At 64.8% G+C, this 21616-nt stretch carries 23 protein-coding genes; 16 read left to right on the top strand and 7 right to left on the bottom strand.

Features of this window, described 5'->3' with window-relative positions; translation table 11 throughout:
- Window positions 1-2: 2 nt before the first annotated feature.
- Window positions 3-833, bottom strand: coding sequence for an HAD-IIA family hydrolase (locus QF038_RS17840; RefSeq protein ID WP_091421066.1), 831 nt, complete (start codon window positions 831-833; stop codon window positions 3-5).
- Between the two features lie 71 nt (window positions 834-904).
- On the opposite strand from QF038_RS17840, the gene QF038_RS17835 reads away from it, so the two are divergent.
- The 4 genes from QF038_RS17835 to QF038_RS17820 all read left to right on the top strand — a co-directional run bounded on the left by QF038_RS17835 (window position 905) and on the right by QF038_RS17820 (window position 4247).
- Window positions 905-1561, top strand: a complete 657-nt coding sequence (locus tag QF038_RS17835; protein ID WP_307611837.1) for a TrmH family RNA methyltransferase — start codon at window positions 905-907, stop codon at window positions 1559-1561.
- 128 nt (window positions 1562-1689) lie between these two features.
- Entirely contained in the window at window positions 1690-2628 is a 939-nt protein-coding gene (locus QF038_RS17830; protein WP_307611835.1) for a hypothetical protein, read from the top strand.
- Window positions 2629-2802: 174 nt separating this feature from the next.
- Window positions 2803-3822 carry a class II fructose-bisphosphate aldolase gene (fbaA, locus tag QF038_RS17825; protein WP_307611833.1) on the top strand — a complete coding sequence of 340 codons (1020 nt, stop codon included), beginning with the start codon at window positions 2803-2805 and terminating at the stop codon, window positions 3820-3822.
- 2 nt (window positions 3823-3824) lie between these two features.
- The gene (locus tag QF038_RS17820; protein WP_307611831.1) at window positions 3825-4247 is read left to right on the top strand and encodes a DUF3151 domain-containing protein; all 423 of its coding nucleotides are present in this window, start codon (window positions 3825-3827) and stop codon (window positions 4245-4247) included.
- Window positions 4248-4381: 134 nt separating this feature from the next.
- Here the strand turns inward: QF038_RS17820 and QF038_RS17815 are convergent, their stop codons facing one another.
- Window positions 4382-5011: a uracil-DNA glycosylase gene (locus tag QF038_RS17815; protein ID WP_307611829.1), complete on the bottom strand. Its 630-nt coding sequence runs from the start codon at window positions 5009-5011 to the stop codon at window positions 4382-4384.
- A 340-nt stretch (window positions 5012-5351) separates the two neighbouring features.
- Between QF038_RS17815 and QF038_RS17810 the strand changes: the two genes are divergently transcribed.
- From QF038_RS17810 to QF038_RS17785, 6 genes are all read left to right on the top strand, one after another.
- Window positions 5352-6413 (top strand): M14 family zinc carboxypeptidase, encoded by a 1062-nt coding sequence (locus QF038_RS17810; RefSeq protein ID WP_307611827.1) that lies wholly within the window; start codon window positions 5352-5354, stop codon window positions 6411-6413.
- 253 nt (window positions 6414-6666) lie between these two features.
- On the top strand, window positions 6667-7956 hold the full coding sequence (locus QF038_RS17805; RefSeq protein ID WP_142063040.1) for an adenylosuccinate synthase: 1290 nt from the start codon (window positions 6667-6669) through the stop codon (window positions 7954-7956).
- 317 nt (window positions 7957-8273) lie between these two features.
- Window positions 8274-8627, top strand: a complete 354-nt coding sequence (locus QF038_RS17800; protein WP_307611823.1) for a YegP family protein — start codon at window positions 8274-8276, stop codon at window positions 8625-8627.
- 286 nt (window positions 8628-8913) lie between these two features.
- Window positions 8914-9465 (top strand): RNA polymerase sigma factor, encoded by a 552-nt coding sequence (locus QF038_RS17795; RefSeq protein WP_307613520.1) that lies wholly within the window; start codon window positions 8914-8916, stop codon window positions 9463-9465.
- Complete coding sequence (locus QF038_RS17790; protein ID WP_307611821.1) at window positions 9462-10304, top strand: hypothetical protein; 843 nt, start codon at window positions 9462-9464, stop codon at window positions 10302-10304. Before QF038_RS17795 ends, QF038_RS17790 begins: the two co-directional genes overlap by 4 nt.
- Window positions 10305-10328: 24 nt before the next feature.
- Window positions 10329-10754 carry a CoA-binding protein gene (locus tag QF038_RS17785; RefSeq protein WP_307611820.1) on the top strand — a complete coding sequence of 142 codons (426 nt, stop codon included), beginning with the start codon at window positions 10329-10331 and terminating at the stop codon, window positions 10752-10754.
- A gap of 12 nt (window positions 10755-10766) precedes the next feature.
- On the opposite strand, the gene QF038_RS17780 is transcribed toward QF038_RS17785, so the two are convergent.
- On the bottom strand, window positions 10767-11795 hold the full coding sequence (locus QF038_RS17780; protein ID WP_307611818.1) for an isopenicillin N synthase family oxygenase: 1029 nt from the start codon (window positions 11793-11795) through the stop codon (window positions 10767-10769).
- 45 nt (window positions 11796-11840) lie between these two features.
- Here QF038_RS17780 and QF038_RS17775 point away from each other — a divergent pair, with 45 nt between their 5' ends.
- From QF038_RS17775 to QF038_RS17760, 4 genes are read left to right on the top strand one after another with little or no spacing between them, the layout of a single operon-like run.
- Window positions 11841-12257 carry an MmcQ/YjbR family DNA-binding protein gene (locus QF038_RS17775; protein ID WP_307611816.1) on the top strand — a complete coding sequence of 139 codons (417 nt, stop codon included), beginning with the start codon at window positions 11841-11843 and terminating at the stop codon, window positions 12255-12257.
- The gene (locus QF038_RS17770) at window positions 12257-12817 is read left to right on the top strand and encodes a DUF1990 family protein (RefSeq protein WP_307611814.1); all 561 of its coding nucleotides are present in this window, start codon (window positions 12257-12259) and stop codon (window positions 12815-12817) included. Before QF038_RS17775 ends, QF038_RS17770 begins: the two co-directional genes overlap by 1 nt.
- On the top strand, window positions 12814-13131 hold the full coding sequence (locus tag QF038_RS17765; RefSeq protein WP_307611812.1) for a putative quinol monooxygenase: 318 nt from the start codon (window positions 12814-12816) through the stop codon (window positions 13129-13131). The genes QF038_RS17770 and QF038_RS17765 overlap by 4 nt, the downstream gene beginning before the upstream one ends.
- The gene (locus tag QF038_RS17760) at window positions 13131-13424 is read left to right on the top strand and encodes a DUF503 domain-containing protein (RefSeq protein WP_307611810.1); all 294 of its coding nucleotides are present in this window, start codon (window positions 13131-13133) and stop codon (window positions 13422-13424) included. The genes QF038_RS17765 and QF038_RS17760 overlap by 1 nt, the downstream gene beginning before the upstream one ends.
- 40 nt (window positions 13425-13464) lie before the next feature.
- Here QF038_RS17760 and QF038_RS17755 read toward each other — a convergent pair whose 3' ends face one another.
- From QF038_RS17755 to purS, 4 genes are all read right to left on the bottom strand, one after another.
- Window positions 13465-14280 carry a GDSL-type esterase/lipase family protein gene (locus QF038_RS17755; protein WP_307611808.1) on the bottom strand — a complete coding sequence of 272 codons (816 nt, stop codon included), beginning with the start codon at window positions 14278-14280 and terminating at the stop codon, window positions 13465-13467.
- Between the two features lie 96 nt (window positions 14281-14376).
- The gene (gene purL, locus QF038_RS17750) at window positions 14377-16686 is read right to left on the bottom strand and encodes a phosphoribosylformylglycinamidine synthase subunit PurL (protein WP_307611806.1); all 2310 of its coding nucleotides are present in this window, start codon (window positions 16684-16686) and stop codon (window positions 14377-14379) included.
- Window positions 16683-17456, bottom strand: coding sequence for a phosphoribosylformylglycinamidine synthase subunit PurQ (purQ, locus tag QF038_RS17745; RefSeq protein WP_307611804.1), 774 nt, complete (start codon window positions 17454-17456; stop codon window positions 16683-16685). The genes purL and purQ overlap by 4 nt, the downstream gene beginning before the upstream one ends.
- A 1-nt stretch (window position 17457) precedes the next feature.
- Window positions 17458-17709 (bottom strand): phosphoribosylformylglycinamidine synthase subunit PurS, encoded by a 252-nt coding sequence (gene purS, locus QF038_RS17740; RefSeq protein WP_003798434.1) that lies wholly within the window; start codon window positions 17707-17709, stop codon window positions 17458-17460.
- Between the two features lie 282 nt (window positions 17710-17991).
- On the opposite strand from purS, the gene QF038_RS17735 reads away from it, so the two are divergent.
- Together QF038_RS17735 and QF038_RS17730 are read left to right on the top strand one after the other, a co-directional pair.
- A complete protein-coding gene (locus QF038_RS17735; RefSeq protein WP_091421117.1) occupies window positions 17992-18177 on the top strand; it encodes a hypothetical protein in 186 nt (61 codons plus the stop codon).
- Window positions 18178-18522: 345 nt separating this feature from the next.
- Window positions 18523-21561, top strand: coding sequence for a S8 family serine peptidase (locus QF038_RS17730; RefSeq protein ID WP_373461656.1), 3039 nt, complete (start codon window positions 18523-18525; stop codon window positions 21559-21561).
- The last annotated feature ends 55 nt before the right edge of the window (window positions 21562-21616 follow it).

Raw genomic sequence — 21616 nt, 5'->3', positions numbered from 1 at the left:
GCCTAGACCTGGTTCTTCAGGTCCGCCACGGAGTTCAGCACCTGGTTTGGCCGGAACGGGTAGGCGCCAATGTCCTCACGCTGGGTGATGCCGGTCAGGACCAGGACCGTGTGCAGCCCGGCTTCCATGCCAGCGATGATGTCCGTGTCCATCCGGTCACCGATCATGGCGGTGGTTTCCGAGTGTGCATCGATCTGGTTCATCGCCGAGCGGAACATCATCGGGTTGGGCTTGCCCACGATGTATGGCTCCCGGTCCGTGGCTTTGGTAATGAGTGCTGCTATCGCTCCTGTGGCCGGCAGGGGGCCATCCTTGGACGGGCCGGTGGCGTCCGGGTTCGTGGCAATGAAACGGGCCCCGGCAAGGATCAGGCGGATGGCCGTGGTGATGGCCTCGAAGGAATACGTGCGCGTCTCGCCCAGCACCACAAAGTCCGGATCCTGGTCGGTGAGGATGAAGCCGGCCTCGTGCAGCGCCGTCGTCAGCCCTGCCTCGCCAATGGTGTAGGCGCGGTTGCCGGACCCTGAGCCTTCCACCTGGTCCTTGAGGAACTGGGCGGTGGCCAAAGCAGAGGTCCAAATGTTCTCTTCCGGAACCTCCAGGCCGGAAGCCTTCAACCTGGCGGCAAGGTCACGCGGCGTGAAAATGGAGTTGTTGGTGAGAACCAGGAAGCGCTTGGACGTGTCCACCCACCGCTGGATGAGCTCCGCGGCGCCCGGCACCGCCTGGTTCTCGTGGACCAGGACCCCGTCCATGTCCGTCAGCCAGCACTCGATCTCCTGGCCGCTGCGGTACACCGCCGGATTGCCTGCAACCTTGTCCGCTTCTGCCATGCCTACCTCTTCACCGTGATGAAAGCCCGAAAGGTCCAGTCTAGTGTTGAGGGGTGAACCAAACGCCCGGTATGACGTCCGAACCCCAGCCCGAGCCGGAGGAAACCGTGCCCGAAAAGGCGGAGGTCGGCGTCGGGCCCTGGGAAGGCGAACTGCCCGAGGGCGACCACTGGGACCCTGACCTCCTCGCGGACGGCGACCGGCGCAACGTGCTGGACAAGTACCGCTACTGGAAGCACGACGCGATCGTCGCTGAGCTGGACTCCCGGCGCCACAACTTCCACGTCGCCATCGAAAACTGGCAGCACGACCTCAACATCGGCACGGTGGTCCGCACCGCCAACGCGTTCCTCGCCAAAGAGGTGCACATCATCGGCCGACGGCGGTGGAACCGGCGCGGCGCCATGGTCACCGACCGCTATCAACACGTCCGCCACCACTCCACCGTTGAAGACTTCGTGGCGTGGGCGCAGGGGGAGGGGCTGGCCATCATCGGTATCGACATCTTCCCCGACTCGGTGCCGCTCGAAACCTACGAACTGCCCAGGGATTGTGTGCTGGTGTTCGGGCAGGAAGGCCCTGGCCTGACCCCCGAAGTGCACGAGGCCGCCGTCGCCACGCTGTCCATTGAACAGTTCGGCTCCACCCGGTCCATCAACGCAGCCTCCGCTGCCGCGATCGCCATGCATGCCTGGGTGCGCCGGCACGTCTTCAACCAGCACGTGTAGCTTCGCGAGATGGCACTTAACGGCAATGCTGGCGCCGCGGATTGCCTTTAAATGCCATCTCGCTGAGTATTGGCTGCCTGGGCTGTGGATAACTCCTTCCGGCCAGTCCTCCCGCGCGAGAATGAGGGATGCGCAGGGCCGCCCTTCCAGACCACCTGACCAACGGTTCCTTTTCCCTCCGGGCCTCCGACAAAGCCGGGGTCACACGTACGCGCACGGCGGCGAAGGACCTGGTGACTGTTTCACGCGGAATCCGCGTCCCGGCAAAGTCTGAAGCCACGGGATCGCTGGCGTTGCGGGCCTACACTGACCTCGACGATACGTCCATCCTGGCGTCGTTGTCCGCTGCGCACATTTGGGGCGCTCCTTTGTCAGCCCGATGGAGTGGTGACTGGCGGATCCACCTCGCCCGGCGCCGCGGTTTCAGCTTCCCGCGGCGTGCCAACGTCGTAGGGCACCTGTTGACCTTCCTCCCGGATGAGGTGACGGAGTACGACGGCGTCCGGCCCACCTCGCCTGCGCGGACCTGGCTGGACTTGGCTTCTGTCCTGAATGTGGCAGAACTGGTGGCGGTGGGTGACTATCTCGTCTGCTCCCATGGATCCGCGTTCCCACGCCCCAAGGAGGCCATCTGCAGTATCGAAGAGTTGCGGGTCATCATCGGCAGCCATCCCGGGATGAGGGGCGTTCGCAGTGCGCGCGAGGCGCTTGACCTGATTCGAGTGGGATCGGATTCTGCACCCGAGACCCAAATGCGCCTGCTGCTCATTGATGCCGGACTGCCGGAGCCGGTGCTGAACCACGTGCTGTTCGACCAGAGCGGGGTGCCTGTCCTTTGGCCAGACGCCGCCTACCCACAATGGGGGATTGCACTCCAGTATGACGGCGAACACCATGCCGGTGCGGAGCAGCACCTCAGGGATATCCGCCGGCAGGACATGACTGCATCACAGGGCTGGATGGAAGTCCGGATTGGCAAGCAGCACCTCGAAGGTGAGCGCCCCGCCGTTGTATCTACGGTCAGGCGGGCGTTGCAAAGCCGGGGCTGGAGCCGATATGACAGATAACGGCAATGGCGGGCGCCTCGATTGCCGTTTAGTGCCAACTCGCCGGGGGGCATGTGGGTGCGGGTGGGGCGTAACCCACAGCACACCCCCGGCGGAAATGACTAGGATGGTGCTAGCCGTAAGCGGTACTCCAGGGTTACCAGCCCACAGACGAACTTCAGCATAGGAGTCAGCATGCCCATTGCAACCCCAGAGATCTACTCCGAGATGATCGACCGCGCAAAGGCGGGCGGCTTCGCATTCCCCGCCGTGAACGTGACGTCCTCCCAGACGCTGAACGCAGCCCTGCGCGGCTTCGCCGACGCTGAGTCCGACGGCATCGTCCAGGTGTCCACCGGCGGTGCGGCGTACTGGTCCGGCGCTTCCACCAAGGACATGGTTGCCGGTTCGCTGGGCTTTGCGGCCTTCGCCCGCGAGGTGGCCAAGAACTACAACGTCAACATCGCCCTCCACACTGACCACTGCCCCAAGGACAAGCTGGACGGTTTCGTCCTGCCGCTGCTGGCTGCTTCCGAGGCTGAGGTCAAGGCCGGACGCAACCCGCTGTTCAACTCGCACATGTGGGACGGCTCCGCCGAAACCCTGCAGGAGAACCTGCGCATCGCCCGTGAGCTGCTCGAGCGCACCGCTGCCGCCAAGATGATCCTTGAGGTCGAGATCGGCACCGTGGGCGGCGAGGAGGACGGTGTGGAGAACGAGATCAACGAAAAGCTTTACACCACCGTCGAAGACGCCCTGGCTACGGTTGAAGCGCTGGGCTCCGGCGAGAACGGCCGCTACATCACCGCGCTGACCTTCGGCAACGTCCACGGCGTGTACAAGCCCGGCGGCGTAAAGCTGCGCCCCGAGATCCTGAAGGACATCCAGGCTCAGGTTGGCGCCAAGATCGGCAAGGACAGCCCGTTCGACCTCGTGTTCCACGGCGGCTCCGGCTCCTCGGACCAGGAAATCGCGGACGCTGTCTCCTACGGCACCATCAAGATGAACATCGACACCGACACCCAGTACGCCTACACGCGTCCGGTGGCGGACCACATGTTCCGCAACTACGACGGCGTCCTCAAGGTTGACGGCGAAGTGGGCAACAAGAAGACCTACGATCCCCGCGTCTGGGGCGCATCGGCTGAAGCCGGCCTGGCAGCCCGCGTGATGGAGGCCACCAAGCAGCTCGGTTCGGCCGGAAAGACCTTCTAGGGATGTCGGACGAGTTCCGCCGGAACCTGATGGGCCCCGAGCCCACGCTCCTGCCCGCCGAGACCGAGGTCAACCAGCAGCTGGAAGCGGGCCAGGAGCCCCTGGACCTTGTGGCCAAACACCCCACATCCTCGCTTCTGTGGGCCCTGCTCGCAGAGGAGGCCTGGGCGGAGGGCCGCACCATCGATTCCTACGCCTACTCCCGGGTGGGCTACCACCGGGGACTGGACTCGCTGCGCCGCAACGGCTGGCGCGGCGTGGGTCCCATCCCGTGGGAGCACGAGCCTAACCGGGGCTTCCTGCGGGCACTGTATTCGCTGGGCCGCGCAGCATCGGCCATCGGTGAGGCCGAGGAGCCGGAGCGGATCGAGAAGTTCCTGGACGACTCCGATCCCACGGCGAAAGCAGCCATCGAAGCAAAGTAGCAAAGCGTAAGACGACGGCCGGTCACCTTTTCAAGAAAGGTGACCGGCCGTCGTCGTCAGCGGTGGTTGAGCTTGTCGAAACCTGATTTCGACAAGCTCAACCACCGGAAAAGAGCAACCTCAATGGGCTTTGGCTAGGACTTCTGGAGGCCTGTGCGCGCCATGGCGTCGGCGTAGGCCACGAGCATGGCCTCAAGGTACTCCTCCTGGCGGGCAGGTGAACCGGCGAAGGCGCGGCCGCTGAGGGAGCGCACTTTGTAGGTCTTCAGGCCGCGGCGCCAGAGCAGCGGAACTTCGGTCTTCAGCAGCAGGTTGGCCAGGCGGTTGGCCTCCGTGCCGTGAGCTACGATCACGGAAGCGCGGGGTACCACGGCCAGGAACTTCAGCAGCGGCTTCAGGCCGGCGGCTATCTGGTCCGGGGTGAACTTCCCGTTCGGCTCGCCGGGGATGTACCACGGGTGGACGTTCCACGGCATCACGTACTCCGGGCGAAGGCCCAGCTTCCACTGGATGCCGAGCATCCGGGTGGCGGCGTCAGCGTCCCCGGATGTGATGAAACCGGACTTGTCGGCCTCACCAATGTTCGAGTAGAGGCTGATGATCCGGCATTCATCCACGTCGTGCATGGGGTCGACGTAGGGCACTGTCGTGCCGGGCTTTGCCTCCTGCAGGGAATCGCACAGCTCGTTGACGGCGGCAACATTGGGTTCGTAGCGGCGGCTCAAAAGCTGCTCATGGAAGGATTCGGGTGCCAGGGCGGTCATGTAGTGCTGGGTCTCCTGCGGGGATTGGTGTTGCTGCCACCGCGAAAAATGGGCGCACGATGGCGCAACACATTCGAGGTGGTTGAAATGGGGTGGGCCGATTCCGGGTCGGCCTTTCCCAGTTTAGCAAGCCCCGGGAAACGAAACGCCGGTGCAGGCACACCGGAAAAGTGGTGCTCCCCCTGATTTCGACGTATGTTCCGGATCGTAATAACTGCTTGCCGGAACCTGTTATATCCATTGACAGCTTTCGTCCAGCTTGGTTGGCTCTTGTCACAGGCTGCAATGGGGGACATGGCGGCCTGGACGCACCCAATGCACTCGAAAGAGGTAACGCACCGTGAGAAAAACCCTGGCAACTTTCAGGACCCTGGCCGTTTCCGGAACCCTGGCTCTGGCCGCAGTGACCGCGCCGTCACAGGCGATGGCCGTGGGCGAAGGCCCCAACTATGACGGCAACGGCCAGATCACCACCTCGAAGCTGGCCACCTACGACCAGATGGTGTCATTCCTCAAAGACCAGGACGCGCGCCAGCCGGCCATGGAACTGGAGGTCATCGGGCAGACGGTGAAGGGTCGCGACATCCACCTGGTCAAGTACATCTCGGATCCGGCCAAGCCCACCATTCTCTACCTGACACAGCAGCACGGCAATGAACAGCTCACCACCGAGGGCGCCCTGGAGTTCGTCAAGCATCTCGGCACCGCAAAGTCGGGGGACGTCCTGGACGGAGTCAACGTGCTCATCGTTCCCATGCTGAATGCAGACGGTGCCATGGGTGACGTGAACTTCTCCCTGGATGACTACCAGGCCAAGGGCGACCGCAACATGACGCGCTACAACGCCGAAGAAGTGGACCTCAACCGGGACCACGTGGACAAGCTCCAGCCGGAAACCCAGGCGCTGCATAACAACGTGATGCGCAAGTACCGGATCGATTACATGATCGACCTCCACCACCAGGGCGCCCGCAGCGAGCGCGACGGTGAGCTTGTCTCCGGCTCCATCCTTTACCCCACCACGCCCAACGCCGATCCTGCAGTCGTGGAGAAGTCCAAACAGTTGGGCTCCGTGGTGTTCCATAATGTCGATTCCACCGGCTGGGGCCACCTGGGCAAGTATGTGGGCGGCAGCGCCGAAACCATCAGCCGCAACGGCATCGCCGTCGAATACGGCATCGCAACCCTGCTGTTCGAGATGCGCGGCATGTCCGACCACTACCTGGACGGCTATGCCCTGGGCCTGCGCAGCAACGGGTACCTGATCAAGCAGACGGTCACCACGCTGACCGCAACGGCCGCCGCCATCGCTGACGGGTCAATTGCCGACGCCGACACCTCCTTCTGGGACAGCCTCGCCACCCAGACCTCCCGCCCGGCGGGGGAGGCCGACGGCGAGTAACAGCCGCCTGCAGCTTGCCGCGTCCCCTCCCGGAGTCCTTTTACTCCGCAAGAAGGGCCGCGGCGGGCCAACGGGCGGACAAACTCCCCGATCGGCTAAACTTGGGTGGTAAGAGCCCCGGAACTCTTGCATCGTTGTGCCGCCCTGCGGCCGGCGGCGGGCGGTAGATTCGGGGCATTCTCATGAACGGCGCTGTACAGTTCCGCCACGTTGTGGCCGGACCGGGCAGCCCGAACGAATGGGGGAGGATCCCATGCCAGCAATTGTGATCGTAGGAGCCCAGTGGGGCGACGAAGGAAAAGGCAAGGCGACCGACCTGCTGGGCGGCCGCGTTGACTACGTCGTCAAACCAAACGGCGGCAACAACGCCGGGCACACCGTCGTCGTAGGCGGTGAAAAATACGAACTCAAGCTGCTTCCGGCAGGCATCCTCAGCCCCAATGCCGTCCCCATTATCGGCAACGGCTGCGTCGTAAACCTTGAGGCACTCTTCCAGGAGATCGAAGGCCTCCAGGCACGCGGCGCCGATACTTCAAAGCTCCGTGTCTCCGCCAACGCCCACCTCGTGGCTCCGTACCACCAGGTGCTGGACAAGGTGACGGAGCGCTATCTCGGCAGCCGCGCCATCGGGACCACGGGCCGCGGCATCGGCCCCGCATACATGGACAAGGTGGCCCGCCTGGGCATCCGCGTCCAGGACGTCTTCGACGAGTCCATCCTCCGCCAGAAGGTGGAAGGCTCGCTGCGGCAGAAGAACGAACTCCTGGTCAAGATCTACAACCGCCGCGGCGTGCTGGTCGAGGAGATCGTGGAGTATTTCCTCTCCTTCGCCGACCGGCTCCGCCCGCTGGTCATTGACAGCACCCTGGTCCTGAACACAGCCCTGGACGAGGGCAAGGTTGTGCTCATGGAGGGCGGCCAGGCCACGTTCCTGGACGTGGACCACGGCACTTACCCGTTCGTGACCTCCTCCAACCCCACCGCCGGCGGCGCCTCCGTGGGCTCGGGCATCGGCCCCACGCGCATCTCCCGCTCCATCGGCATCATCAAGGCATACACCACCCGTGTTGGTGCAGGACCGTTCCCCACGGAACTGTTCGACGAAATGGGTGTGTACCTGCAGAAGACCGGCGGCGAGTTCGGCGTCAACACCGGCCGGCCGCGCCGCTGCGGCTGGTACGACGCCGTCCTGGCCCGCCACGCCTCCCGCGTCAACGGCTTCACGGACTACTTCGTCACCAAGCTGGACGTGCTCACCGGCATCGAACAGATCCCGGTGTGCGTGGCGTACGACGTGGACGGCGTCCGCCACGATGAGATGCCCATGACGCAGACCGAGTTCCACCACGCAGTGCCCATCTTCGAGTACTTCGAGGGCTGGACCGAGGACATCACCGGCGCGCGCACGCTCGCTGACCTGCCGGAGAATGCCCGCAACTATGTGCTGGCCCTCGAAAAGCTCTCCGGTACGCGGTTCTCTGCCATCGGGGTTGGCCCTGACCGGGACCAGACCATCGTGGTGAACGACCTCATCAACGACTGACATATGGGACCACGGCTGGGCCCACGCTACCGAGGGGCCCCAATCGAGCTTGCGAGATTGGGGAGGTAGCGGGGAGGGTCACCTTCAGAGGTGGCCCGCCGCTGGCGTTGTGCAGGTAAATTACAGCAATTTACACACGGTTAACGCCTTAGGTCTTGCGGGGTTGAGGGCGTACCGGAGAGACTCGTTGGTACACCCGGTGACCCGATCACCAATCGTTCGACCAGACCCGCGGGAATAAGGGGCAGTGATGCGCCCGGACCGGCCGGAGGCAATGGCGCCCACGGACACGGACCCGCAGAACGGAAGGATTTGTTATGGCCGGTAAGTTCGAAGCGTTTGTTGACCACGATTCCTTTTTCAGGTTCCGACTCCTTGCACCGGATGGCACCATCATGGCCATCTCGGGCCCCTTTGACAGCAAAACCGCCCTCGCTGCCGGGATTGCCGCAGTCCGGGAATGCGCGGGCACCGGACTGGTGACCGATCTGTGCCCGGCCGGCACGGTGGCGCGCCAGCCGCCTGCTGCAGTTCCGGCCTCGGCTGCCGCAACCGTCCAGGACGACTGCGACGACCGGCGCGTGCCCGCCTCCGGGCACACTTTCAGCTTGGCCAACGGTCCCCGCAGGCAGGGAAGCCGGCCCCGTTGGGTGACGGCTGCGGCCCGCTGAAAAAGGGCCCGTAAAAAATTTCCTAAAGTTTTTGCCCCAGGGCGTAACCCTTGGCGTGCCCGGAGCGATTACCCCTGTGTAGCGCCGGCCTGGAACTTGTCCCCCATCACGTTCCAGGCCGGCTCTTTCAATGTCCGGGGCGGGAATGCGACGGTTGCAGCGTCAACGCGTGGTGCATCCGGGCAGTGGTTACCGAAGGGTAAAGTGATGCGGGGAAAAGGCATTCCGTGAACCGGATTCAGCCTTTCCCCTCAGTAGCCCTTCTTTGACCGAAAGCACTACGTCCGTGATTGATGCACTGACAGACCAGGACTTCGGCGACCACTCCGCCGGGTCGCCCGTCTTCAGCGTCGTCTACCGGACATATGCGTCACAGGTCCTGGGCTATCTCACCGCGCGGGGAGTCGAGGATCCGGAGGCGGCCATGCAGGAAGTGTTCCTCTCCGTCCTGCCGCGGCTTGGCACCATTCACGGGGGTACCGCCGGGCTGCGCACGTTGATCTTCTCGGTGGCCCACGCCCGGATGGTGGACGACCACCGGCGCCAAAGCCGCACACCCGCCAAGCTGCCTTTCGAGCCCGAGCTTGACCAGCGGGAAGACTCCTCCGCCGAAGCGGAAGCCCTCGAACGCATCTCCCCGCGGGAAGTCCTGGACCTGCTGGACGGGTTGCCCCAGGACCAGCGGGAGGTCCTGTCCCTGCGCCTCGTGGCCGGGCTCACCGTGGAGCAGTCAGCCGACGCCATGGGCAAAAGCCCGGGTGCCGTCAAGCAGCTGCAGCGGCGGGCGCTGGGCAAGCTCCGGGAACTTTCGGCAGTGAAGGAGTACTTGAGGCCATGACACCGCAAACCAACGTGTTGCCGGACACCGTGGAGGAGATGCTCCTTGACGCCGGATTCGGGCAGGATGACTCGCTTCGCTCCGCTCTCCTCTCGCTGGGATCCCTGGCGTCGCTGCCCGCACCCGTCCCGTCCGGCGAACTTGCCGCGCTGCTGGCCGGAGACAACGAAGGGCCAGTGCGGGACGAGTTGGGGCGGCGCCGATGGCTCCGCGCGCACCGGCCCACGGTGGTGGGGCTTGCCCTGATAGCGGGGATGGGGATGGGTGCGGGCGGGGTTGCCGCCAGCACGGCCCCTCCAGGGCAGGCGGGCAACCTCTCCATCCAGCACATGCTCAAGGACTGGGCGCCCGCCTGGAGTCTTCCGGCGCCGCAGGCCCTCGGAACAGGGCTGCATTCAACGGCTCTGTCCGGCAGCAGTGGCGCTGAAGTGAAAGCTTCTGAACCGGATGCCGGCGATGCCTCTGACAGCCAACCCGCCACTGCCGGCACTGTGGAGAATCCGCCTGGTCCCCGCCGCGGCCCGGACTCCGCCGGCGTCCCGGCCGCGCCCGCCTCCGGCGTGAAGGGGAGCGGTCCGGCCGCCGCGGGGCAGGGCGTTGCGAAAGAGACCGGAAACGACGCCGGTGCTGCCGCCACGGGGAAGGCGGGCGGGCAGCCGGAGCATGCCGTGGGGCAGGACGGCCAAGTCGGTTCCGATGTGCCGGGCAAGGTTGGTGATGCCGTGCCGGGTGTGCTGGCCCATGTGGCCGGTGGGACTTTGCAGGGGACGGCGGACACTGCCGGCCAGGCCCTGAAGGCCATCCCCGGCAACAGCTGGCTGCAGAAGTTCAACCAGTAGCGGCGGGCGACGTAGGCTAAGCGCATGGGCCACAAAAATGATCCTGCCGTTGTCGAACGCCTGATGCGGACCAAAGGCCGCTGGGCCATCGTGGGCCTCACCAGGAATGAGTGGCGTGCCGCCTACGACACCTCGCTTTTTATCCGGGACCGGCTGGGAATGGAGATTATCCCCGTCAACCTTCCGGGCGAAGCAGTCCACGGGGAACCAGGCTACCGGAGCCTCGGTGACATCCCGCCGGAAAAGCATCCCATCGACGTCGTGGACTGTTTTGTGAACTCGCAGAAGGTGGGGGACGTGGTGGACCAGGCCATCGCGGTGGGAGCGAAAGCGGTGTGGCTGCAGCTGGGTGTCATCGACGAGGCCGCGGCGGAACGGGCCAAGGCTGCCGGGCTGGACGTTGTGATGGACACCTGCCCCGCGCAGCAGGCCTGGAAATACAACCTCTGACGGCTTGCCGGTTCAGCGTGTCAGGAGTTCCGGATAGTGCCGTTCCGTGACGTCCGGGTGTGCCCGCATCCTGCCTTTGAGCATATTCATCCCGTAGGAAGCCAACAGCGGGTTGGCGGGATCGTCAGTGATGCCTCGCGCTTCCGCCTTGAGCTCCGGCGGCAGGGGGACGGGATCGATGACGGCGTCGAGGCGGGGCGACCAGAAGAACGGGACCGAATACCTGTCCACGCCCAGTGGCGGCGCCTGGACCCGGTGAATCGTGGCCACGAGGTAGCCTTCGGTCGCGACTTCGAGCATCTCGCCAAGGTTCACCACCAGGGCTCCGGGGATCGGCTCTACGGGCGCCCATTCACTGGCCCCGGGCGGAAGGACCTCCAGCCCGCCGATATCGTCCTGCAGCAGGAGGGTGACGAACCCGTAGTCCGCGTGGGAGCCCACGCCCTGGTCGCCTGCGGCCTCCACGACCCCGCCCACGTAGTGAACCAGCTTTCCCATCCAGGCCGGGGAACCCTGGAAGGGCTCGTCGAAGTAGTCTTCGGGCAGTTTCAGTGAGACCGCGATGGCCCGGAGCAATTCCATTCCTACCCGGGACATCAGTTCCGCCCATTCCATTGCGGCAGGCTTGAGTTCCGGGAAGGAGTCTTCGGGCCACAGGTTCGGGCCTTGGAGCAGCCAGTAAGGCTTGTCGTCGGGATAGTCCGTGACAGGCTCGCGTTCGGGCGAATAGTCGATTTGCTCCCGGGCATCCGCACGGCCCTGGGTCACCTCGGTGCCCATCCGCGTGTATCCGCGGAAGTGCGGAGAGAGCCGGTTGTCCAGCTTCATCCGTTCCTCCAGCGGCAGCGCAAAGAACCGCCTGATAAGGTCCAGCAGGAGTTCCGGCTGGCCGGGGGACGCACCGTAACCGGTGATTTGGAAGAAACCCACATGGTGCGTTGCGTGGCGCAGCTGCTCGATGAACTCCGGATTGAATGACCCATCGGATTGCCGGGCCGTGGCCAGGTCCAGAACAGGAATGGCCCCCTGATCATGTGACATCCTCGCAGACTAGCACCGTGGCAGCCGGCTTTATAGGCTTCCTGCATGGACCCTGCTGCATTGAGGAAGATCTGCCTCTCGTTTCCCGGCGCGTTCGAGGATTATCCGTTCGGGCCGGAGACCGCCGTGTTCAAGGTCCGCGCCAACATCGCCGGGGGAGCCCGGCATGAGGCCAAGCTTTTTGCACTCTCCGCAATGGACCTCCGGGACTGGTACGTGAACCTCAAATGTGAGCCCAACCTTGCCGTGCAGCTCCGCGCCGCACACCCGGAAATCACCGGCGCATGGCACATGAACAAGACGCACTGGAACGGGGTCCGCCTTGACGGGGCCCTGCAGGATGACATGATCCGCGACATGGTTGAGGACTCCTACGACCTGGTGGTGGCAGGGCTGACCAGGAAACAGCAGGAGCAGCTCGGTTGGGCCCGTCTTGCCGGCTCCAGGGGCGTCGAACAGTGATGGCCAAGTGGCTTCCTCAGGGCACGCGGCATGACCTTGGATACCCCGGCATTGGGGGAACGGAACACGGGGCCGTTCCGAAGGGGTACGCCGGGGTGCTGGAAGAGGTCCAGCTGGGTACCGGCTTTGCCGTGTACAGGCGGGTGGCCGCCGGCATTCTGTCCTGGGAGCTCCAGCGGCGTGCCGGCCTCCGCGTCCGGACGGATTCACCACAGGTGGTGCCGGGAGCGCGGGTGGTGAGTGGTTTCGGCGCCGGGCCTTTTCGGGTGAACGCACCCTGCGAGGTGGTCTGGGTGCACGAACCGCTGCCGGCGGATGTGCCGCAGTCCGCTGGATTTGGCTACGGGGCGTTGCATGGTCACCCGGCCCGCGGCGAGGAATCCTTCGAGGTGGAGATCAACGGCAATGCCGACGTGCATCTGATCATTCGCGCGTTCAGCAAGCCGGGCAACTGGTTCTACGCGGCCGGGGGACTGGTGACCCGGGCGGCGCAACGCCACGTTACATCCCGGTACATTGAAGGGGCACGGCAACTCGCTGCAGAAGGATTACGCCCATGATTTTTATCGTCGCTAAATTCAAGGTCAAGCCCGATTGGTCGGAGCGATGGCCCGCCCTGGTGGCGGATTTCACCCAGGCCACGCGGCAGGAACCGGGCAACCTCTGGTTTGACTGGTCCCGCAGCCTCGAGGACCCGAACGAGTACGTCCTGGTGGAAGCCTTCAAGGACGATGCCGCCGGCCACCACGTCAACAGCCCACACTTCAAGCAGGCCATGGCAGACATGCCCCAGGCCCTCGCCGAAACGCCCCGGATCATCAGCCGCCAGCTCGATGGCGACGCCTGGGACCGCATGGGGGAGCTCACCATCTGATGTGGATCGGCTGGATCGAATTCGACATCCTTCTGGGCGACGTTCAGAGCCTCAAGGAAAAACGCTCCGTCGTCAGGCCGCTGATTGCTGAAGTGAAGCGCCGGTTCGACGTTTCCGTCGCCGAGGTGGGCGATCACGACCAGTACCGGCGCACCCGGTTGGGTGCAGGCCTCGTGGCAGCCGACCGGGCCCACCTCGTGGACGTGCTGGCCGCCGTCGAACGCCTTGTAGCAGGGCGCCCCGAAATCGAATTGCTCAGCGCTCGGCAGCGGGAGCTCCACAGCGAAGACTGACCTCCGTGGGTTGAGCCTGTCGAAACCAGCCTGTCGAAACCTACCAGGCCGCGTTCCAGGTGATTTCAGCCAGTTTTGCTTGGCCCTGGAGGCTCGGGTGAAAGTAGTCCAGGCGGCTCACATCAGTAGTGCTGAACTGGTAGTTGTAGACGGCGTAATCGTCCGTGCGGCAGTTTGTGTGCTGTGCGCAGGCTTCAGCGAGGACGGCGTTGAAGGCCAGGTGGCGCTGAACCACCTGCTGGCGGGTCTCCTCGGTAGCAGTGACACTGAGCATTGACGGACAGATACCCCTGTCAGACCAGGCCGACCTCGCAGCCGGATCCGCATGCAGGACATTCCACAGCTGGTAGATGTCGGGAATGCTCGCCACGAAGACCTGCGGCCGCGGCTGCATCTGTTCCAAGGTCTGCAATGTCTGGTCCACATAAGAGTGGAATTCTTCCACTGACGTCATGGATTCCACGGAAGGCGTGCACAGATCATTTGCACCCACCAGCAGGGTGACATAACCAGCCCCTTGTCTGGCCGCTGAAGAAACCTGGCGGGGCAAATCGGACGCCTTCGCCCCGCTGACGGAGTAGTTGAAATTGTGTGCTCGTATGCCGGGCGCCAATTGGAGCAGCCGTTCATAATGGCTGCTCATGCCGTCGTCGGTATCATCTCCTGTTGCCCAGGATTTTTCCGGATGGTCGTCCTGGCTGCAGCATACGTTGTTGGCTTGCGTGATGGAATCACCCAGGTCCGCCATGCTGTGTGGGTACGATTCTTCTACCGCTGGAGGCGGGGTGGGGGCGGCGGCAACCATAACAAGGAACGGCAACAGCAGCAGAGCCAGGAACTTTGCAACCTTGCCCATAGGACGATTAAAGCCGAACCGCGGCGGTTCCGGACATTCGCACCCCTGGGCAGGGATGTGTTTGCCGAATCCGCCGCGGATTCGCGGTGGGAGGGGCTAGCCGAAGTACTTCGGCAGGGTCCCTTCGTGCGCCTCTCGGAGGGCGTCCAGGGACAGGCTCTCCACACCGTTGATCTCCAGCTTGCCGCTGGCCGCATCCACCACACCAATGCGGGTATGCGCGAAGCCGCGGGCGGTGCACATGTCCGTGAAGCGGACTTCCTCGGAACGGGGAACGCCTACAACGGCACGGCCCTGGGACTCGGAGAAGAGCGCCGTGAACAGGTCCACACCGTCCCGGTCCAGGACATCCTGCAGTGCAATTCGGGCACCCACGCCGTAGCGCAGCGAGGACTCCACCAAGGCAGCCGCGAGGCCGCCTTCGGAGAGGTCGTGGGCCGAATCGATCATGCCGTCGCGGGATGCGTTGATCAGGATCTCGCCCAGGGCACGTTCGGCGTCGAGGTCCACCTTGGGCGGCTGGCCGCCCAGGTGCCCGCGCATGTTGGCCCACTCGGAGCCGTCCAGTTCGGCAGCGGTGGTGCCCAGGAGGTAAATCGCCTGGCCGTCCTCACGCCAGCCCGACGGCGTGCGGCGGGCAACGTCGTCGAGCTTGCCCAGCACTGCCACCACCGGGGAGGGGTGGATGGGCGTGGTGCCCGTCTGGTTGTACAGCGAGACGTTGCCGCCGGTGACGGGGACGCCCAGCACCTTGCAGGCATCGGACAGGCCGCGGATCGCCTCCGCCAGCTGCCACATGACGTCGGGGTCCTCGGGGGAACCGAAGTTCAGGCAGTCGCTGACGGCCATGGGAACGGCGCCGGAGGTGGCAACGTTCCGGTAGGCCTCGGCCAGCGCCAGCTGCGCACCGTGGTACGGGTCGAGGTAGGTGTAGCGGCCGTTGGCGTCAGTGGCCAGGGCAACACCCAGGCCGGTTTCCTCATCCACGCGCACCACGCCGGCGTCGTCCGGGAACGCCATGGAGGTGTTGCCGCCAACGTACCGGTCGTACTGGTTGGTGATCCAGGACTTGGAGCACATGTTCGGCGATGCCACCAGTTCGGTGACTGCCGCCGCGAGCTCCGAAGGAGCGGAAGGCCGGCCGGCGTCCTGCACAGAACCGGTGAAGGTATCGGCCTGCACGGCGTCCTGCCACTCGGGACGGGCGAACGGGCGGTCGTAGACGGGACCGTCGTGTGCCACGGTGCGGGGATCGACATCGACAATCACCTCGCCTTCCCAGGTGATGATGAGGCGGCCGGTATCGGTCACCTCGCCCAGCCATGCGTATTCAACAGCCCATTTGTCCATCACGGCTTCGAACGCCGCAACGTTCTCCGGCGTGACAACGGCCATCATGCGTTCCTGCGACTCGGACATCAGGATTTCACCCGGGGTCAGCGTGGGGTCGCGCAGCAGCACGGAGGTCAGCTCAACCTGCATGCCGCCGTCGCCGTTGGAAGCCAGTTCGGAGGTGGCGCAGGAGATGCCGGCGGCGCCGAGGTCCTGGATGCCTTCCACCAGGGAGCCCTTGAACAGCTCCAGGCAGCACTCGATGAGCACCTTCTCGGCGAAGGGGTCGCCCACCTGCACCGCGGGGCGCTTGGAGGGCTTGGTGTCGTCGAAGGACTCGGAGGCCAGGACGGACGCGCCGCCGATGCCGTCACCGCCGGTGCGCGCACCGAACAGGACCACCTTGTTGCCCTTGCCGGAGGCGTTGGCGAGGCGGATGTCCTCGTGGCGCATGACGCCAACCGCGAGGGCGTTGACCAGCGGGTTGCCCTGGTAGACGGAGTCGAAGACCATTTCGCCGCCGATGTTCGGCAGGCCCAGAGAGTTGCCGTAGCCGCCGATGCCGGCCACGGCACCGTGCATCACGCGTGCGGTGTCCGGGTGGTCGATGGCACCGAAGCGCAGCGGGTCCATCACGGCGACGGGGCGGGCACCCATGGAGATGATGTCGCGGACAATCCCGCCAATGCCGGTTGCGGCGCCCTGGTAGGGCTCAACGAACGACGGCGAGTTGTGCGATTCGATCTTGAAGGTCACGGCCCAGCCGTCCCCAAGGTTGGTCACGCCGGCGTTTTCGCCGATGCCCACCAGCATGTCTTTCTTCATCTCCGGGGTCACCTTTTCGCCGAACTGGCGCAGGTGGTTCTTGGAGGACTTGTAGGAGCAGTGCTCGCTCCACATGACGGAGTACATGGCGAGCTCGGCGCCGGTGGGGCGGCGGCCCAGGACCTTGACGATCTCGTCGAACTCGTTCTGCTTCAGGCCCAGCTCGGCCCAGGGCAGTTCGGTGTCCGGGGTTTTCGCGGCGTTCTCGACAGTGTCGATATTGAACTTCTTGGTGGTTTCGATGCTCACTTGTCGCCTCCCACAATCTTGGTCAAAACGGAGGTGAAGAAGCCGAGGCCGTCGGTGTCGGAGCCGCCAATGCCATCAAGCGACTCCGGGCCGAATCCGGCCTCCACAGCGTGCTCGGGGTGCGGCATCAGGCCCACCACGTTGCCGGCGGCGTTGGAGATGCCGGCGATGTCCCGGCGCGAACCGTTCGGGTTGAACCCGACGTAGCGGAACACCACGCGGCCCTCGGCCTCGAGCGCGTCAAGGGTCTTCTCGTCGGCGATGTACTGGCCATCCTGGTTTTTCAGCGGCACAGTGATTTCCTGGCCGGCCTGGTAGTCCAGCGTCCATGCGGTGTTGCTGTTCTCGACCCGCAGCACCTGGTCGCGGCACATGAACTTCAGGTGGTCGTTCTTGATCATCGAACCGGGCAGCAGGTGCGACTCGGTGAGGATCTGGAAGCCGTTGCAGATGCCAAGCACGGGCAGCTTGGCCTCGCTGTTGGCTGCGTCAATGATTTTGGACATCAGCGGTGCGAAGCGGGCGATCGCACCGGCGCGGAGGTAGTCACCGTAGGAGAAACCGCCGGGAATAACCACCGCGTCCACGTCGCCAAGTTCCGTGTCCGCGTGCCAGAGTTCGACGGCGGTGCCGCCGGCCAGACGGACGGCGCGGGCGGCGTCGCGGTCATCCAGGGTCCCAGGGAAAGTGACGACGCCGATGCGGGCGCCTGCCAGGCGCGGCTGGGCCGCGACGGCGATTGCCTCGCCGATCAGGGGAAGTTCAGTCATGTCAGGCCTCGACGACCTCGACGTTGACGACGTCCTCGATCACGGGGTTGGACAAGAGGGTTTCGGCGGCATCGCGCGCCTGGGCCAGGATGTCCTCGGTCACCTCGCCGTCGACCGTCAGTTCAAAACGCTTGCCCTGGCGGACAGAGCTGAAGCTGGTGAAGCCCAGCCGGGGCAGAGCGCCGACGATAGCCTTCCCCTGCGGGTCCAGAATCTCGGGCTTGGGCATGACGTCAACAACGATCCGGGGCATCCGGTAACTCCTGTGCGTGAGCTTGGGTAAGGGCGCAGCTCAGTGGTGCCGTCTCACGCCGTACCGAGGTGTTGGGGACACACTTTGAAAGACTTGGTGGACGGGCGCTCCGCGAGCTTGCAAGTCCATTCTACCGGCCAGAGCGCCCCACCCTGTATTCGGCCAATTCCTGCAGCATTGACCGGTTCCGGCAGCGTCTGGAGCGGGAGTTGCAGGGTTTCGCCGCAGTCCCCTTTTGAAGAGGCTCTGGAGTTGAACAGACGGGGTCATTAGGATTGCTGGATGGCTGAGAAATCGAGATCTGTGCTGTTGCCCGTGATGGCCGCCGCCGTGTTCGCCGGGCTGGGCCGGATGGTCCTGCAGAAGATCAAGGCAGACCGTTTTGCCCGGGAGAACCGGGTCGCCGGACCGGTGGACGAAAAAACCAGGCAGTGGATCAGCGACGTCGTCAGGACGCCCCGCCAATAACAGCGCCGGGCACAGCAGTGTGAGGTAGTCGGGGCGCCCTGCGGGGCGCCCTTTTTTATGCCCGCAACCGGACATGCACGCTACGCGCATGACTGAAAAAAATCAGCCTTTGTGTCCTATGTCATATTTGGCTATCAGTCTGTACCCTTTGAATCGGCCGGTGTCACGGAATGACAAGATCTGTAACTTCGTGTGCCGAGCCAGTCGTTTGGGCCCCCAACCATGGCTGGGCCGCTACCTCTGAAAGGGTTGCATGTGAGATCAACTGGAAAGAGCCCCGTAAGGGGCGGGGTATTCCGGAGGGCTGCGGCGCTTGCCGTGGCCCTGCCGCTTCTCCTCACCCCGATGGCCGTCACTCCCGCCACCGCGGCGCCGGCCGGACAGGTTCTGCCCCCCGCTGCCAACAAAACCGCGCCTGTTGAGTTCAACGACGGCCGCTACGTTGTTGTGCTGGCAGGTGCGGCGGCTGCCGCCTATGAGGGTGAAACCCCGGGGCTTGGGGCAACCAGACCACAAAGCGGCCGGAAACTGGACTCCGGAAGCGCCAACTACAAGGCTTATGACGCGCACCTTCGCAAGCAGCAGCGTGACGTGGCTGCAAGCCAGGGCGCCACACCGCAAAAGCAGTTCACGGCCGCCCTCAACGGCTTCACCGCCGAACTGACTGCCGCCCAGGCGATGGAACTGTCGAAAGACCAGCGCGTTCTCCTGGTTGCACCCGACGTCGAGAACCGGCCCGATTACACCACCACCGACTTCCTCAAGCTGACCGGGCCGGAAGGTGCGTGGGCCAAGCAGTTTGGCGGCGAGGCCAATGCCGGCAAAGGCGTGGTGGTGGGAGTCATCGATTCCGGGTACGCCCCGGACAACCCGTTCCTCCAGGGCGAGCCCGTCCAGCCCCTGAGCGGTCCCGCCCAGGTTGGTTTTCCCTACCGGACCGCCGACGGCAAAATAGCCATGCTCAAGGCCGACGGCACCACCTTCGAGGGCGAGTGCCAGAAGGGCCAGGGAACGGGGGCGGCGTTCGACGGCTCCCTCTGCAACTCCAAGGTCATCGGTGCCCGCTACTTCGCCGATTCCTACCTGCAGTACGTGACCCCCGCGAACCGCGCCCCTGAGGAGCTCATCTCTCCGGTGGACGTGGGCAGCCACGGTACCCACACCGCCACCACAGCGGCGGGCAATGCGAACGTGGAGCAGGTCATCGACGGCGCAAGCTTCGGCAAGAGCTCCGGTGTTGCTCCGGCCGCCAAAGTGTCCGTCTACAAGGTCTGCTGGGAAGATACCAACCCGGACACCGGCGGCTGCTACTCCTCTGCATCGGTTGAGGCAGTGGAAGCCGCGGTCAAGGACGGCGTGGACGTCCTGAACTATTCGATTTCCGGCAACAACAACAGCACCACCGATCCTGTGGCACTGGCCTTCCTGAACGCCGCCGCGGCCGGCGTTTTTGTCTCGGCCTCGGCCGGCAACTCGGGCCCCACCGTTTCCACCGTGAACCACGCCTCACCGTGGCTGACCACGGTGGCCGCGTCCACCTTCCCGAGCGATCTGCTGGGCACCGTCAAGGTCTCGGACGGGTCGGTGTACCGGGGCGCCTCCATCATGAAGACCGAAGTCGCGGACAAGCCTGTGGTGGTTGCTGCCGCGGCGGCAGCTGCCGGGGCCACCAACCCGAACCTGTGCGGCCCCGGTTCCCTCGATGCTGCGAAGGTATTCGGCAAAGTTGTGGTCTGCGACCGCGGCGTGGTGGACCGGACGGCCAAGAGCCAGGAGGTCCAGGACAAGGGCGGGGTGGGCATGATCCTGGTGAACCTCACCAGCAGTTCAGAAGACGCGGACAACCACGTGCTGCCCACCGTGCACGTCAACGCCCCCAAGAGCCTGGAACTGAAGTCGAAGCTGGAGTCCAACCCCGCGCTGACCGTCAGCCTCGTCAAAGGCGACCTGACCGGCCTGCCTCCTGCCCCTACTCCCCAGATCGCCGGCTTCTCATCACGTGGTCCCACCCTCGCATCGGGCGGAGACCTGCTGAAGCCTGACATCGCGGCTCCGGGCGTCAACGTTCTTGCCGGCGTCTCCACCATTGGCAACGACGGGGATCAGTTTGGCTTTATGTCCGGCACGTCCATGGCGGCACCGCACATCGCCGGATTCGGCGCACTGGTGCTCAGCAAACAGCCCAAGTGGACGCCCGCGATGGTCAAGTCGGCCATGATGACCACGGCCTACCCGCTCGTCAACGCGGACGGCACGCCCAACACGGATCCGTTCCAGGGCGGTGCGGGGCACATCGATTCAACCCGGGTCCTGGATCCGGGCCTGGTCTACAACTCCGCGATCAAGGACTGGCTGGGCTTCCTCAATGGCCAGGGAGTGGATACCGGCGCTCCGCAGGCCGGCACCATCGCCGCCCGGGATTTGAATCTGCCCTCCATCGCGCTCGGGAGCCTGGTGGGCGAGGTGCAGGTCAAGCGCCAGCTGACGGCCTTGGTCCCCGGCATGTACCGGCCCGAGGTCAACCTGCCGGGCTTCAACGTCCAGGTGGAACCGAAAGCACTGAACTTCGCCAAGGCAGGCCAGACCCGCGAAGTTACCCTGACCATCCGGAACGTAAGCGCACCGGTGGGCAAATTCAGTACCGGCAGCCTGACATGGAAGGGTCCCCGCACCGTAAGCTCGCCGATCGCCATCCGGCCGGTTGATGCACAGATCGCACCCTCGTTCTCCTTCAGTTCACCCGCCGGAAGCGGCAGCGGCACCATGGAACTGGTTTCGGGGTCGGACAGTCCCATCAGCGTTGGCGTGGAAGGCCTGGCTCCGGTCAGCCAGACGGCCATCACCAAGACTCCGGGGGAGTACGCGCCGGCCAACGATGCCCACAACGCACTGCTTCAGGTGACAGTGCCGGAAGGGGCCTCCTTCGCCAGGCTGGGTGTCCAGGCCCAATCCGACGACGTCGACTGGGACATGGTGGTCTACGCACCAAACGGCGCGGGAGGATTGACGGCCACCCAGGTGGCGACGGCCTCGGCCAGTGAGTTCCTGGATCTGGAGGCGCCCCGGGCGGGCACCTACTACGTCGTGGCCAACCTCTACTCCACCCCGGACAATGGACCGGCAACAGCGACGGTCCAGGCCGTTACCTTCGCCGGGGATGCCGGCAACCTCAGGGTTGACCCGAACCCGATCGTGGCTCCGAACGGCACCGCCACGGCGGCCACACTCTCCTGGACAGGCCTGTCCGAAGGGGCTTACCTGTCCCGCCTGAGCCTGGGGGATAACGGCATCAGGACCTGGGTCAACGTCCAGGTGGGCGCAGCCTCCGTTGCCCCATCCGGCGCTCCGCAGGTTGACTTCGCGGACGGCGTGCCCGCGGCTTAGCAGTTGCTCCTTGCCGAAGCAGGTCCCGGGCGGTTGAAGCCGCCCGGGACCCTGC

This window comes from Pseudarthrobacter sp. W1I19, from assembly GCF_030817835.1.
GTDB lineage: Bacteria > Actinomycetota > Actinomycetes > Actinomycetales > Micrococcaceae > Arthrobacter.
This window is presented reverse-complemented; position numbering and strand designations above follow the sequence as displayed.